The sequence below is a fragment of the Caloramator sp. ALD01 genome (genome assembly GCF_000472625.1).
Classification (GTDB): domain Bacteria; phylum Bacillota; class Clostridia; order Clostridiales; family Caloramatoraceae; genus Thermobrachium; species Thermobrachium proteoclasticum.
Map to the genome: position 1 here is coordinate 96,824 of NZ_AXAA01000001.1, position 14,913 is coordinate 111,736.

The following is a 14,913-nucleotide window of genomic DNA, read 5'->3' on the forward strand; positions in this document are numbered from 1 at the left end:
ATGCAAACGTTATTGGCAACGATTTTTGTTTTTGGGTTATTGATAACAAGTCACGAACTTGGTCATTTTGTTACTGCAAAGTTATCTGGAATAAAAGTTCTTGAATTTGCAATAGGAATGGGACCAAAGATACTTGGCTTTAAAAAGGGGGAAACAAGTTATTCTTTAAGGCTTTTCCCTATCGGGGGATATGTAAAAATGTTAGGTGAAGAGGGAGATTCTAATGATCCGAGAGCATTTTGTAATCAGAGCCCTTGGAAAAGGCTTATAGTTATTATAGCAGGTGCTTTTATGAATTTCGTTATAGCTATAATATTATTTGCTATTATTGCTTATAATGCAGGGGTTGTAAGACCAATTATAAGTGAAGTAGAAGTTGGTCTTCCTGCATATAATGCTGGTGTTAAGGTAAATGATAAAATAATTGAAGTTAATAATAAAAAGGTTAAAACTTGGGAGGATTTCATTATAGAAATATCAGAAAATAAGGGAAAACCTATAGACTTAACAATAAAAAGAGATGATGTTATAAAAAAAATTACAGTTACGCCTGTTTATAGTAAAGAAAGGGGTAAATATATTATAGGAATTGTCCCAACTGTACAAAAGTCCGGTGTAATAACATCAATAGCTGAGGGATTTAACAAAACAGTTTTTACAGTAAAACAAATGGGTATATTTTTAGGAAGAGCTCTAAGAGGAAATATTTCATCTGAGGATGTTGGAGGACCAGTTGCGATTGTAAAAATGTCTGGAGAAGCTGCAAAATATGGTATATTGAGTCTTTTATCCTTTGCAGCTTTACTTAGTATTAATTTGGGAGTTTTAAATTTAATTCCTTTCCCTGCATTAGATGGCGGATGGGTTATAATATTATTGTTTGAAGGAATAACAAGAAAAAAAATAGATGAAAATAAGATTGGTATTGTTAATTTAATTGGGTTTACCATTCTAATATTGTTTGCAATATTTATAACCTATAAAGATATACTAAGGTTTAAATTATTATAGGTATAGGGTGATAATTTATGAATAGAAGAAGAACGAAAAAAATAAAAGTTGGAAACATATTTGTTGGAGGGGATAGTCCTATATCTGTCCAATCTATGACTAATACAGATACAAGAGATGTTAATAAAACTGTTGAACAGATAAAAAGACTTGAAAGTGAAGGGTGTGAAATAATTAGGGTTGCGGTACCAGATTTTGAAGCAGCTGATGCAATAAAGGAAATTGTAAAGCAGATTAATATACCGTTAGTTGCAGACATACATTTTGACTATAGGTTAGCAATAAAGTCAGTGGAAAATGGAGCGAATGCCTTAAGAATAAATCCGGGGAATATAGGAAATGAGATAAGAATAAAGGAAGTTGTAGATGCAGCAAAATTTTATTCTGTACCTATAAGAGTTGGAGTTAATTCTGGTTCGCTTGAAAAGGAAATATTAGAAAAATATAAGAGACCTTGCCCAGAGGCACTTGTGGAAAGTGCTTTAAGAAATGTTGAGATATTAGAAAAATATAATTTTAATGATATAGTAATTTCTGTGAAATCCTCAAATGTTAAGGAAATGGTAGATAGCTATAGATTATTATCAAAAAATACTGAGTATCCTCTCCACTTAGGTGTAACTGAGGCAGGAACTATCTACAGTGGTACAGTAAAGTCTGCAATAGGAATAGGAGCTCTTTTGTTAGACGGTATTGGGGATACAATAAGAGTGTCATTAACAGATGATCCTATTGAAGAAATAAAATTAGGTAAAGAGATATTACAGGCTTGTGGGGTTAGAAGATTTGGAGTGGAAATTATTTCTTGCCCAACGTGTGGCAGAACATCAATTGATTTAATAGGACTTGCAAAAAAAGTAGAAGAAGAGCTTAAGAACATTAATAAACCTTTAAAAGTTGCTGTAATGGGTTGTGTTGTTAATGGACCGGGAGAGGCAAAAGAGGCAGATATAGGTATAGCAGGAGGAATAAAAGAGGCCTTGATATTTAAAAAAGGTAAAATAATTAAGAAGGTAAGTGAAGAAAATATTATTAGTGAATTAATAGAAGAAATAAATAAATTATAAAAGCTACTAAGGGGGAATTTGTGTGTTTATTGACTGTATTATTCCTGCTTATAATGAGGAAAAAACCGTTGGGGATGTAATTGATGTTGTTAAGAAGGTGGATTGTATTAGAGATATTATAGTAGTAAATGATGGTTCTAATGATAATACTTCACTAATTGCAAAGAGCAAAGGAGTAAAGGTTGTCGATAATAAAAAAAATATGGGAAAGGGAGCAGCTATTAAGATTGGGCTTGAAAATTCAGATGCTGATGTAATTTTATTATTAGATGCTGATTTAATTGGTCTTAAACCAAATCATATACTTGATTTGTTAAATCCTGTTTTAAGTAATGAAGCTGATATGTCTGTTGGTATATTTTCAAGTGGAAGGCTTGCAACTGATTTAGCACAATTTGTTGCTCCAAATCTTTCAGGTCAAAGGGCCTTAAAGAGATTTGTTTTAGATACAATGGATAATATGGATATTACTAAATATGGAGTTGAAGTTGCATTAACTAAGCATGTACAAAGAATGCAATTTAAAGTTAAAAATGTTGAAATGAAGGATATGACACATATAATGAAGGAAGAAAAATTAGGATTCGTTAGAGGATTTAAAGCAAGATTAAAGATGTACTATGATATACTAAAGTGTCTAAGGACATAAATAGGAGGTTTAATAATGTCCAAAGCATTAAGTGAAGTGCTAATTGATGTTGCAGAATTGAATAATAATGAAATACTGGAGAAATTGTTTGTAGAGAAGGTAATAGTAGATAAAAAAACAAAAAAATATGAGGTGTTTATAAAGTCTTATGTTGAGACTAATCAGGAATTAAAAACAAAACTTATTGAAGCCTTTAAAAGTAAACTAAAACTAGATAATAATTTAGAACTATATATAGATTATATTAATAAAAATATGGACTATAAGAACATAAATGAGGAAAGTTTTAGAATAATATTGAGGGATATTTTAAAACAATATCCCTCAATATGTTCTGTTTTAACATCAAGTAAGTTTAAAATTAATAATGAAAATATTGAATTTAACATAGATAATGAGTTTACTGTAAATATGTTAAAAAGTAGACAAATTAATAAAATATTAAAGAAGGAATTATATAATATTTTTAATAAAAATATCAATATAAACTTCCAATATGATGAATTGATAATTGATGATTATAATAAATTAAAATATGATGAAGATAGTAGACTCATAAACCAATATATACAAGAAGTTAGAGAAAAAAGTGTACCAATTAAGATTGAATCTGGTGATAAAAATATAAATAGCAATATTAGTAATAATGATAATCCTTATATTTATGGAAAACCTATAAAGGCTGATTCTGCTAAAATAGTTTCTATAACTGAAACTTCTGGAATAGTAGAAATTGAGGGAGAGGTATTTAAAGTAGATATAAAAGAAACTAAAAACGGAAAATATATTATGTCATTTTATATTACAGATTATACAAGCTCAATTACAGTTAAATTATTTCCAAAGCCAGAAAAAATAGATGAAATTAAATCACAAATCTCAGAAGGAAGTTATTTAAAGGTAATTGGTGAAGCATCATATGATAAGTTTGTAAATGAAATAGTAATAATGGCTAAGTTTATAGATAAAAAAGAAAAAACAAAGAGAATTGATACTTGTGAAGAAAAAAGAGTTGAGTTACATCTTCATACACAAATGAGTGGAATGGATGGAGTAAGTTCAGCCACAAAACTAATCCAAAGAGCTAAAGAATGGGGGCATAAGGCAATAGCAATAACAGACCATGGAGTTGTGCAGGCATTCCCAGAGGCTATGGATGCAGCAAAAAAATATGGTGTAAAGGTTATATATGGTGTTGAAGGATATTTGGTAGATGATGGTGAACCAATAGTCTACAATCCAAGGGATTGTTCTTTAGATGGGGAATTTATTGTATTTGATATAGAGACTACAGGTTTTAATCCACAGACAGATGAAATAATAGAAATTGGTGCTGTAAAAATTAAAAATTATCAGATTGTAGATAGATTTTCTGTATTGATTAATCCGGAAAGACATATATCTGAAGAAATACAAAAATTAACAGGTATAACGAATGAAATGGTAATGGATAAAGAAACTATTATAGATATACTTCCAAAATTTATAGAATTTATTGGAGACGGTGTTTTAGTAGCACATAATGCAAAATTCGATACAGGATTTTTAAGAGAAAAGTTTAAAAAGTTTAATTTACAGTTTAACTATTCTATTTTAGATACACTTCCTTTAGCAAGATGGCTATTACCTGATTTAAAGAGACATAAACTTAATGTAATAGCTGAACATTTAGGCATAAGTTTAGAAAATCATCATAGAGCTGTTGATGATGCTGAAGCAACAGCACATATATTTTTAAAATTTGTTGATATGCTTAAGGAAAAGGAAATTTCTAAGCTTTCTGATATAAACCTACAATATAGCGGTAATTTTGATATTAAAAAGGCAGATACCTATCATATTGTTATATTAGTTAAAAACTATCAAGGTTTGTATAATCTATACAAATTGATTTCTATGGCCCATTGTAATTATTTTTTTAAGAGACCAAGAATCCCTAAAAGCTTACTTGAGCAGATGAGGGATGGACTAATAATAGGTACTGCCTGTGAAGCAGGACAGCTATATAGGGCCATTTTAAATAATTTATCTGAAGGGGAATTAGAAGAAATAATAAAATTTTATGATTATTTAGAGATACAACCTATAGGAAATAATATGTTTTTATATGAAAATGGAAAGGTTGATAGTGTAGATAAGTTATATGAATATAATAAAAGGATAGTGGAATTAGGTGAGAAGTATAAAAAACCTGTTATTGCAACAGGGGATGTTCATTTCCTTGATCCACATGATGAGTATTTTAGAAGAATTCTAATGGCAGGACAAGGATTTGATGATGCAGATAATCAAGCACCATTATATTTTAAAACAACAGATGAAATGTTAGAGGAATTCAAATATTTAGGTGAAGAAAAGGCTTATGAAGTTGTTGTTAAAAATCCAAATATGATTGCTGACTTAGTTGAAGAGATTAAGCCGATTCCAGAAGAAACATTCCCACCTAAGATTGATGGAGCAGATGAAGAAATTAGAAAAATGACAATGGATAATGCACATAGCATTTATGGAGAAAAGCTTCCTGAAGTTGTTGAAAAACGCCTTGATAAGGAGTTAAATTCAATTATTAATAATGGTTATGCTGTCTTGTATTTAATTGCACATAAGCTGGTTGCAAAATCATTAAATGATGGTTACCTGGTAGGATCCAGAGGGTCTGTAGGTTCTTCCTTTGTTGCTACAATGTGTGGAATTACAGAAGTTAATCCTTTGCCACCACATTATGTTTGTCCAAATTGCAAAAATTCCGAGTTTTTCCTTGATGGAAGTGTTGGAGCAGGGGTTGACTTACCAGATAAAAATTGTCCTGTATGTAATACAAAATATAAGAAGGATGGTTTTGATATACCCTTTGAAGTCTTTTTAGGCTTTGAAGGTGATAAGGAGCCAGATATAGACTTAAATTTCTCTGGAGAATATCAGCCGGTTGCACATAAATATACAGAAGAGTTATTTGGTGAAGGTCATGTATTTAGAGCAGGTACTATTGGTACTATAGCAGAAAAAACAGCCTATGGTTTTGTTAAAAACTATTTAGAGGAGAGAGGAATTAAAGCAACATCTGCTGAAATGGAAAGGTTAGTAAAGGGGTGTACAGGTGTAAAAAGAACTACAGGACAACACCCTGGTGGTATAATGGTAGTTCCGAGAGATAAGGAAATATATGAATTTACACCGATACAAAAACCTGCAGATGATGTTAATTCTGAGGTTACTACAACACATTTTGATTACCATTCTATAAGTGGTAGATTATTAAAGCTTGATATTCTTGGTCACGACGATCCTACTGTTTTAAGAATGCTTCAGGATTTAACAGGAATAGATCCTAAGGATATTCCTTTAGATGATAAAAATGTTATAAAATTATTTACATCAACAGAACCTTTAGGAATAACCAAGGAAGATATAAACTGTGAAGTTGGAACATTGGGATTGCCGGAATTTGGAACAAAATTTGTTAGACAAATGCTTATTGATACACAACCACAAAATTTTTCAGATTTAGTTAGAATATCTGGATTATCCCACGGTACAGATGTTTGGTTAAATAATGCACAGGATATAATAAGACAGGGGCTTGCTACATTAAAAGAAGTTATATGTACCAGAGACGATATTATGTTATATTTAATTTATAGTGGGGTACCACCAAAAACAGCCTTCAATATTATGGAGAGGGTTAGAAAAGGAAAAGGTTTAAGGGATGAAGATATTGAAGTAATGAAACAAAACAATGTACCAGATTGGTATATACAATCTTGTAATAAAATAAAATATATGTTCCCAAAGGGACACGCAGTTGCGTATGTTATGATGGCTGTTAGAATAGCATATTTTAAGGTTTACTATCCTGAAGCATACTATGCTACTTACTTTACTGTAAGAGCAGATGATTTTGATGCAGACTTGATAGTAAAGGGTGAAAAAGCAATAATCAGCAAAATTAAAGAAATAGAATCTTTAGGAAATTCGGCTTCACAAAAGGAAAAAGGTCTTATGACTATATTAGAAATAGCACTTGAAATGTATAAGAGAGGTTTAAAATTTATACCTGTAGATCTTTATAAATCAGATTCAGTAAAGTTTTTAATAACTGAAGAAGGAATATTACCTCCATTTAGAGCTCTTCAAGGTGTTGGAGAAAATGCAGCAAGAAATATTGTTGCAGCAAGAGAACAAGGTCCTTTTGTATCAAAGGAGGATTTAAGAATTAGAGCGAAGGCAACAAAAACAGTCATTGAGATATTAGATTCCCATGGATGTTTAAAGGGATTACCAGAAACTAACCAACTTTCTCTGTTTTAACTTGAAATAAATTTATTATGGTGTTATAATAATATTGTGCTAAATATATTTGACACAGAGTGGGCAAAACCCACTCTATATTTATGTTTTTTGTATATAATGAATTATTTTTTGATGTATACAAAAAATAGAAATAATAAAGGAGGGATAAGATGTTCAATAAAATTGAGAATGAAGTGGAAAAAATAGCAAGACCTATAGTTGAAGAGTTTGGTTGTGATTTTGTTGATGTAGAGTTTTTAAAGGAATCAGGTGAATGGTATTTAAGAGTTTACATAGACAAAGAAGAAGGTGTTACATTAGACGACTGTACTAAAATTAGTAGAAGAGTAAGTGATGAGTTAGATAAAATTGATCCAATTGAGTTTAGCTATTATTTTGAGGTGTCATCACCAGGCGAATTAAAACTTATTGAAGAAGAAAAGGCTTTAAAGCGAGCCCTTAACAAAAATGTTAAGGTAAGGCTTAACGATGAAAATTATACAGCCTTATTTGGAAAATTAGTAAATTATAGTGAAAATAATATAGTTTTAAATGTTGATGGTGAAGACAAAAATATAAAATTTGATGATATTTATTTCATTAGGTTGAGTGGAAAGGGGAGATAATAATGAATTCAGTTGAGTTAATTGAAGCTATAAAATTACTTGTTCAGGAAAAGGGGATTGATGAGGAGACTATATTTAATGCACTTGAATCTGCGTTAGTGGCTGCCTATAGAAAAAATTATGGAACATCACAAAATGTAAAGGTAACCATAAATAGAGAAACTGGTGAAATACATGTTTATGCACAAAAGAAAGTTGTAGAGGATGTTTATGATAACTTATTGGAAATAAGTTTGGAAGATGCAAGAAATATAGATGTTAGGTATAATTTAGATGATGTAGTTGATATTGAAATTACTCCAAAGGATTTCTTAAGGGCAGCAGCTCAAGTAGCAAAACAACGTGTAATTCAAGAAATAAGAGAACAAGAGAGAAGGATAATATATGAAGAATTTGTTGAAAAGGAAAATGATATAATAACAGGTATAGTACAAAAGAAAGAGAAGGATAAGGTTCTTGTTGATATTGGCAAGGTAGAAACATTATTAAATCCAAGTGAACAAATGCCAAATGATACATACAATCATGGAGATATGTTAAAGTTTTATGTTGTTGAAGTCAAAAAGACTACTAAGGGACCAAATATAATAATTTCAAGAACTCATCCAGGGCTTGTTAAAAGATTGTTTGAATTAGAAGTTCCAGAAATATATGAAGGAATAGTGGAAATAAAGAGCATTGCAAGAGAAGCAGGTTCAAGAACTAAAATTGCTGTTTACTCAAGGGATGAAAATGTTGATCCAACGGGAGCATGTGTTGGACCAAAGGGAGTTAGAGTACAGAATGTTGTAAATGAACTAAAGGGAGAAAAAATAGACATAGTAAAATGGAGTAAAGATCCTGCAGAATTTATTGAAAATGCTTTAAGCCCAGCAAAGGTATTAAGTGTAGAAATATTAGATGAAAAAGAGAGAATAGCAAGAGTTGTAGTACCAGATTATCAGTTATCATTAGCGATAGGTAAAGAAGGACAAAACGCAAGACTTGCTGCAAAACTTACAGGATGGAAAATAGATATCAAAAGTGAATCTCAAGTCAACATTTAGTAAGGAGGAATAAAAAATGAAGGTTAAAAAGATTCCTCAAAGAATGTGTCTTGGGTGCATGCAAATGAAACCTAAAAAGGAATTAATAAGGGTTGTTAGAAATAAAGAAGGTGAAGTAAACCTTGATTTAACAGGAAAGGCACCAGGTAGAGGGGCTTATATTTGTAGAAATGTTGAATGTTTTGAGAAGGCATATAAGGCAAAAAAGTTTGAAAGAGCATTAGAAGTAACAATATCTCCTGAGGTTTATGAAAAGCTAAAGGAGGAATTAGAGAGTGGACAATAAATTATATAATTTTCTTGGTCTTATTCAAAGGTCAGGCAATCTAACTTCTGGCGATGATGGTGTTGAAATAGATATAAAAAAAGGTAAGTGCAAGCTTTTAATTATATCTGAGGATGCAAGTGAAAATACAAAAAAGAAATTTATTAGTATGGCAAAAAATTTTGGCGTGCCTTATCTAATTTTTGGAGAAAAAGAGAACATTGGTTACTATATAGGTAAGTCAATGAGATCGGTTCTATCGATTAAAGATAATAATTTTGCAGAAGCTTTTATAAAAAAGATAAAAGAAAATAACAGTGGGGGTGACAGTATTGTCAAAGATTAGAGTTTATGAATTAGCAAAGCAAATAAATAAATCAAGTAAGGAAGTAATAGAACTACTATATAATGAGTTCGGCATAGAGGTTAAAAATCATATGAGCGTGATTGAAGGAGAAGATGCTAATATAATAAAAGAGTATATTGAAGAGTTAAATGGTAAAAAACAAAAAGAATCAAGTGAAGAAAAGAATGAAACAATAAAAACAGAAGAACACAATGAAGTAAATGAATTTGATGATTTAGGATTAATGGATGATAATTATACAAAGAACGAAAAAATAAGAAAAAAACCAAGAAGTGAAAAAATTAAACAAACTCAAGTTAAGGAAAAAAATAAAAATGATGAAGAGGAAGTGGGAATTGTTGTTATTCCTCCAACAATAAAAGTTGGTGATTTTGCTCAAAAGATTAAGAAGCCAGCTGCGGAAATAATAAAGAAATTAATTTTAAAGGGTGTTATGGCTTCAATTAATCACGAAATAGACTTTGAAGTGGCTGAGAAAATAGCAGAAGAATACAATATATTACTTGAGATGGAGCAGGTTAAAGAAAAGGAAGAGGTATTAATAAATGATTTTGAGGACAGTGCTGAAGATATGCTTCCAAGACCTCCTGTTGTAACAGTAATGGGACACGTTGACCATGGAAAAACTTCATTACTTGATGCGATAAGGAATTCAAGGGTTGCTGCTCATGAAGCAGGAGGAATAACACAACACATAGGTGCCTACAGTGTTGATGTAAACGGACAAAAGATAGTATTTTTAGATACACCAGGTCACGAAGCTTTTACTGCAATGAGAGCAAGAGGTGCAAAGGTTACCGATATTGCTATATTAGTTGTAGCAGCTGATGATGGTGTTATGCCACAAACTATTGAGGCAATAAACCACGCAAAGGCAGCAAACGTTCCAATAATTGTTGCTATTAATAAAATTGATAAATCAGGTGCTAACCCAGATAGAGTAAAACAGGAATTAACAGAATACGGATTGATTGCTGAGGACTGGGGTGGAGATACTATATGTGTACCTGTCTCAGCTCATACACATCAAGGAATTGATACATTACTTGAAATGATTTTACTTGTTGCCGAAATGCAAGAGTTAAAGGCAAATCCAAACAGAGCAGCAAAGGGTACAATTATTGAATCAAAGCTTGATAAAGGAAGAGGACCAGTTGCAACTGCTCTTATACAAGCAGGAACATTGAAGGTTGGAGATGCAGTTGTTGCAGGAACAGCATACGGTAAAGTTAGAGCGATGATTGATGATAAGGGTAGAAAGGTTACTAAAGTGGGCCCATCAATGCCTGTTGAAATTTTAGGACTTTCTGAAGTACCAAATGCTGGTGAAAAATTCTATGTTGTTGCCGATGAAAAAACTGCACGTGAGATTGCAGAAATAAGAAAAGAAAAACAACGTGAAGAGATGTTTGCTGCAAATGCAAAAGTTTCACTACAGGATCTTTTCTCACAAATTAAAGAAGGAAAAGTTAAAGTTCTTAACATTATTGTAAAGGCAGATGTACAGGGTTCAGTAGAAGCTATTAGACAATCATTAGAGAAGTTATCAAATGATGAAGTTAAGGTTAAAGTTATACATGGAGCTGTAGGTGCTATTACTGAAACTGACGTATCACTTGCTTCAGCATCTAATGCAATAATAATTGGGTTTAATGTAAGACCAGATGGAATGGCAAGACAACTGGCAGAAAAGGAAAGTGTTGAAATAAAAACATATAGAATAATTTATGAAGCAATCGATGATATAACAGCAGCAATGAAGGGTATGTTAGATCCTGAGTTTACAGAAGTTGTTACTGCAAGATTACAGGTTAGACAAACATTTAAGGTTTCATCAGTTGGAACAATTGCAGGATGTTATGTTGAAGATGGTAAAGTTAATAGAAATGATAACATAAGAGTTATAAGAAATGGAATAGTGATTTATGAAGGAAAGATATCATCATTAAAGAGATTTAAAGATGACGTTAGGGAAGTTGCTGCTGGATATGAATGTGGATTAACTATAGAAAGATTTAATGATATTAAAGAGGGAGACGTTTTTGAAACTTATACAATGAAAGAAGTTGAAAGAAAGTAAAGAGGTGCATTTATATGGCATTTGAAAGGAATACAAGACTTTCAGAGGAAGTAAGAAAGGTTTTGAGTAATATAGTTCAAAATGAGTTAAAGGATCCAAGAATTCCACCTTTAACATCAATTACACACGTAGATGTAACTAAGGACTTAAGATATGCAAAGGTTTATGTTAGCGTATTTGCTGATAATGAATCTAAAAAAAGCTGCATTGAAGGCTTAAAAAGTGCATCAGGTTTTTTAAGAAAGGAACTTGGCAATAGGATTAAAATTAGATATACTCCAGAATTGATTTTTGAGCTTGATGAGTCAATTGAATACAGTATGAAAATAAATGACATATTAAGGGAGATAAACAAAAATGAATAAGCTTGAAGAACTAAAAAAAATTATTGACTCCCTAAATAACTTTGCAATAGTATCCCATACTTCACCAGATGGTGATAGTATGGGGTCTATTCTTAGTCTTTATAATTTATTAATAGATTTGAATAAAAATGTTGATGTTTTTGTTGAAGGCCAAGCTCCTTATAAATTTTCATATTTAAGCGGCTTTTATAATATAAAAAATATTAGTCAGTCAAACAGCAGGTATGATTGTTTGTTTGTTTTAGATTGTGGTGATGAGGATAGATTAGGTGAATGCAAAGATTTGTTAAATAGAACGGATATAATAATTAATATTGACCATCATATAACAAATAATAGCTTTGGTAATATAAATATAATTGATGCAAAGGCATCGAGTGTTGGAGAAATTTTATTTGAATTGTATAAAAATCTTAATTATAAAATTACAAAAGAAATTGCTGAATGCCTTTACACATCTATTGTTTCTGATACAGGAGGCTTTAAATTTTCTAATACATCATCAAAGACAATGAGGATAGTAGCCGATCTTATAGATACAGGAATAAATTTTACAAATATCTATTACAGGATAATGGATTTAAAAACTTTAAACGGTATAAAATTAATTTCTAAGGTTACATCTACATTAAAGATTTATTTAGATGGTAAGGTAGCAACAATGAAGCTTACAAAACAAATGTTAGAAGAATGTCAAACAAAGGAAGATGAAGCTGGTGAACTTGTTAATATAGTTAGGGATATAGAAAGTGTTGAGGTAGGAATTTTAATAAAAGAAGTTGATATAGATACCTATAAAATTAGTTTTAGATCTAAGGATTATTTCGATGTAAAAGATATTGCATTAAAATATGGAGGAGGAGGACATATAAAGGCAGCAGGCTGTACAATCAAAAATAAATCAATAGATGAAATTGAAAAGGAATTAATTGATGAAATAAAAAAGGCTTGGGTGAAATATAATGAATGGAATAATTAATATTCTAAAGCCACCAGGAATGACTTCACACGATGTAGTATCCTTCTTAAGAAAAAGATTAAATATAAAAAAAATAGGACATACTGGAACATTAGATCCAGGTGCTGCAGGGGTGCTGCCTATATGTATTGGAAAGGCTACAAAAATTGTTGAGTATATAACTTCACAAGATAAAACCTATATATGTGAAGTAACGTTTGGGAAAGTTACTGATACATTTGATAAATATGGAAAAATTATAGAAGAGTACAATAATGATTTTGTATTAGAGTATAATGAATTAAAAAAGGTTACAGATGAGTTTGTAGGTGAAATAGAACAAACTCCTCCAACATATTCAGCAATAAAAATAAATGGACAAAGGGCCTATGAATTGGCAAGGAGAGGGGAATCCTTTGCAATTCCCAGTAGAAAAGTATATATATATAGTATAGATATATTAAAAGTATACCAAAAAAGTGCTTTATTAAAGATACACTGTTCAAAGGGAACATATATTAGAAGCCTATGCAACGATTTGGGTAAAAAAGTTGGATATGGTGCATATATGAGTTTCCTTTTAAGAACACAATCTGGAAAATTTACAATTGATAATTCAGTCTTATTAGATGATATAACAATAGAAAACATAAAAAATATTATGTTAACTATCGACGATGTTCTTGAATATCCCATAATTAAATTAAATGAAAATCAAACTAAAAAGTTTTTAAATGGGGCCTTTTTAGAAATGAATTTAGAGGATAAATACTATAGGATATATAGTAATAATGAAACTTTTTTAGGTATAGGTATAATTCAAAAAAATAGACTTAAACCTGATAAAATATTAATATAAGGTGTTTTGTATGAAGATAATTAATGAAGATTTTAGAAATATTTTATTAGATTATAATACTACAGTTGCATTGGGGATGTTTGATGGGGTGCATATTGCACATAGGGAAATAATAAAAAGAGCAGTATTGGATGCAAAAATTAATAAAACTAAAAGTGTAGTATTGACTTTTGAACAAGATCCTGATGAATTTTTATATCCAGATAAAAAGCATAAAATAATAACTGAAAACAAGACAAAAATAAAATTAATTGAAGAACTTTCACCAGATTATCTTATTTTATTAAAAACGAATAAGGAATTGCTTAATCTTAATCCTGAGGATTTTATAAATTTTTTAATAAATAATATTGGTATAAAAAAGGTTGTATGTGGTTTTGATTATAAATTTGGTAAAAAGGCAAAAGGTAATATTGATTTATTAAGAATGTATGCAAATAATTATGGGTATTCTTTAGAAGTTGTTGATGAAATAAAAATAAATGGATTTAAAGTCTCCAGCTCAGCAATTAGAGAAAAGTTAGAAAAAGGGTTAATAATAGAAGCTAATGAACTTTTAGGATATGAATTTAGTATTTATGGAGCTGTTGAAAAAGGAAACCAAATAGCAAGAGAAATGGGGTATCCAACAGCCAATATCTATGTTGATGACAGAATTGCACTTAGAAATGGTGTTTATGCAACTAAAACAGTAATAAATGGTAAGGAGTATTCTTCTATATCAAATATAGGTATTAAACCAACATTTAATGGAAAACAAAAAGTATTAGAGACTCACCTATTTAATACAAACATAAATTTATATGGTAAGGAAATAATGGTTAAATTTTTAAAATTTATTAGAGATGAACAGAAGTTTGATAGCATAATTAATCTCAAGAAGAGGATACAAGAAGATATTATTATAGCAAGGAACATATAAAAATATGTATTTACAATTAACAATCCTTTTGATATAATTTGTCTGTAACCTGTGCAAAGTTATCGTAGCACCGGCGTTAACCTTGCACAAGGGGTTAATAATTTAGGAGGTGTAACAATGGATAAGACAATTAAGCAAGAAATCATTAACAAGTACAAGAGACATGAAGGAGATACTGGTTCTCCAGAAGTACAAATTGCACTTTTAACAGAAAGAATTAATCATTTAACTGAACACTTAAAGGTTCATAAGCAAGACCACCATTCAAGAAGAGGTCTTTTAAAGATGGTTGGTAAGAGAAGAGGTCTATTAAACTATCTAATGAAGACTGACCTTGAAAAGTATCGTCAACTAATTCAAGATTTAGGAATTAGAAAATAATAACTTAAAAAATAGAGCGGAAAATCC

The 14,913-nt window shown here is 30.4% G+C and carries 14 protein-coding genes; all 14 read left to right on the top strand.

Translation table 11 applies throughout. The features are described from left to right. The 14 genes from rseP to rpsO all read left to right on the top strand — a co-directional run bounded on the left by rseP (position 1) and on the right by rpsO (position 14,886). The gene (rseP, locus tag A3M9_RS0100540; RefSeq protein WP_027307470.1) at positions 1 to 1,011 is read left to right on the top strand and encodes an RIP metalloprotease RseP; all 1,011 of its coding nucleotides are present in this window, start codon (positions 1 to 3) and stop codon (positions 1,009 to 1,011) included. A 17-nt stretch (positions 1,012 to 1,028) separates the two neighbouring features. Continuing rightward, on the top strand, positions 1,029 to 2,078 hold the full coding sequence (gene ispG, locus A3M9_RS0100545) for a flavodoxin-dependent (E)-4-hydroxy-3-methylbut-2-enyl-diphosphate synthase (RefSeq protein ID WP_027307471.1): 1,050 nt from the start codon (positions 1,029 to 1,031) through the stop codon (positions 2,076 to 2,078). 22 nt (positions 2,079 to 2,100) lie between these two features. Further along, a complete protein-coding gene (locus tag A3M9_RS0100550) occupies positions 2,101 to 2,727 on the top strand; it encodes a glycosyltransferase family 2 protein (protein ID WP_027307472.1) in 627 nt (208 codons plus the stop codon). 15 nt (positions 2,728 to 2,742) lie between these two features. After that, the gene (locus tag A3M9_RS0100555; protein ID WP_035165590.1) at positions 2,743 to 7,035 is read left to right on the top strand and encodes a PolC-type DNA polymerase III; all 4,293 of its coding nucleotides are present in this window, start codon (positions 2,743 to 2,745) and stop codon (positions 7,033 to 7,035) included. Positions 7,036 to 7,187: 152 nt separating this feature from the next. Further along, entirely contained in the window at positions 7,188 to 7,643 is a 456-nt protein-coding gene (rimP, locus tag A3M9_RS0100560) for a ribosome maturation factor RimP (RefSeq protein ID WP_027307474.1), read from the top strand. A 2-nt stretch (positions 7,644 to 7,645) separates the two neighbouring features. Beyond that, positions 7,646 to 8,689 (top strand): transcription termination factor NusA, encoded by a 1,044-nt coding sequence (gene nusA / locus A3M9_RS0100565; RefSeq protein ID WP_027307475.1) that lies wholly within the window; start codon positions 7,646 to 7,648, stop codon positions 8,687 to 8,689. A gap of 16 nt (positions 8,690 to 8,705) precedes the next feature. After that, entirely contained in the window at positions 8,706 to 8,975 is a 270-nt protein-coding gene (gene rnpM, locus A3M9_RS0100570; protein ID WP_027307476.1) for an RNase P modulator RnpM, read from the top strand. Continuing rightward, positions 8,965 to 9,300 carry a ribosomal L7Ae/L30e/S12e/Gadd45 family protein gene (locus tag A3M9_RS0100575; protein ID WP_027307477.1) on the top strand — a complete coding sequence of 112 codons (336 nt, stop codon included), beginning with the start codon at positions 8,965 to 8,967 and terminating at the stop codon, positions 9,298 to 9,300. The genes rnpM and A3M9_RS0100575 overlap by 11 nt, the downstream gene beginning before the upstream one ends. Beyond that, on the top strand, positions 9,287 to 11,401 hold the full coding sequence (gene infB / locus A3M9_RS0100580; RefSeq protein WP_027307478.1) for a translation initiation factor IF-2: 2,115 nt from the start codon (positions 9,287 to 9,289) through the stop codon (positions 11,399 to 11,401). Before A3M9_RS0100575 ends, infB begins: the two co-directional genes overlap by 14 nt. Positions 11,402 to 11,415: 14 nt before the next feature. Further along, positions 11,416 to 11,766, top strand: coding sequence for a 30S ribosome-binding factor RbfA (gene rbfA, locus A3M9_RS0100585; protein ID WP_027307479.1), 351 nt, complete (start codon positions 11,416 to 11,418; stop codon positions 11,764 to 11,766). After that, entirely contained in the window at positions 11,759 to 12,745 is a 987-nt protein-coding gene (locus tag A3M9_RS12870; RefSeq protein WP_035165592.1) for a bifunctional oligoribonuclease/PAP phosphatase NrnA, read from the top strand. Before rbfA ends, A3M9_RS12870 begins: the two co-directional genes overlap by 8 nt. Then, positions 12,729 to 13,583 (top strand): tRNA pseudouridine(55) synthase TruB, encoded by an 855-nt coding sequence (gene truB, locus A3M9_RS0100595; protein ID WP_027307480.1) that lies wholly within the window; start codon positions 12,729 to 12,731, stop codon positions 13,581 to 13,583. The genes A3M9_RS12870 and truB overlap by 17 nt, the downstream gene beginning before the upstream one ends. A 10-nt stretch (positions 13,584 to 13,593) precedes the next feature. Further along, positions 13,594 to 14,505, top strand: a complete 912-nt coding sequence (locus A3M9_RS0100600) for a bifunctional riboflavin kinase/FAD synthetase (protein ID WP_027307481.1) — start codon at positions 13,594 to 13,596, stop codon at positions 14,503 to 14,505. Positions 14,506 to 14,622: 117 nt separating this feature from the next. Continuing rightward, positions 14,623 to 14,886 (top strand): 30S ribosomal protein S15, encoded by a 264-nt coding sequence (gene rpsO / locus A3M9_RS0100605; protein ID WP_027307482.1) that lies wholly within the window; start codon positions 14,623 to 14,625, stop codon positions 14,884 to 14,886. Positions 14,887 to 14,913: the final 27 nt, after the last annotated feature.

Coding starts and splice junctions, on each gene's coding strand:
- rbfA (WP_027307479.1), top strand. CDS start 11,416: ATGGCATTTGAAAGGAATACAAGACTTTCAGAGGAAGTAAGAAAGGTT.
- rimP (WP_027307474.1), top strand. CDS start 7,188: ATGTTCAATAAAATTGAGAATGAAGTGGAAAAAATAGCAAGACCTATA.
- truB (WP_027307480.1), top strand. CDS start 12,729: ATGAATGGAATAATTAATATTCTAAAGCCACCAGGAATGACTTCACAC.
- A3M9_RS12870 (WP_035165592.1), top strand. CDS start 11,759: ATGAATAAGCTTGAAGAACTAAAAAAAATTATTGACTCCCTAAATAAC.
- A3M9_RS0100555 (WP_035165590.1), top strand. CDS start 2,743: ATGTCCAAAGCATTAAGTGAAGTGCTAATTGATGTTGCAGAATTGAAT.
- rseP (WP_027307470.1), top strand. CDS start 1: ATGCAAACGTTATTGGCAACGATTTTTGTTTTTGGGTTATTGATAACA.
- A3M9_RS0100600 (WP_027307481.1), top strand. CDS start 13,594: ATGAAGATAATTAATGAAGATTTTAGAAATATTTTATTAGATTATAAT.
- ispG (WP_027307471.1), top strand. CDS start 1,029: ATGAATAGAAGAAGAACGAAAAAAATAAAAGTTGGAAACATATTTGTT.
- rnpM (WP_027307476.1), top strand. CDS start 8,706: ATGAAGGTTAAAAAGATTCCTCAAAGAATGTGTCTTGGGTGCATGCAA.
- rpsO (WP_027307482.1), top strand. CDS start 14,623: ATGGATAAGACAATTAAGCAAGAAATCATTAACAAGTACAAGAGACAT.
- nusA (WP_027307475.1), top strand. CDS start 7,646: ATGAATTCAGTTGAGTTAATTGAAGCTATAAAATTACTTGTTCAGGAA.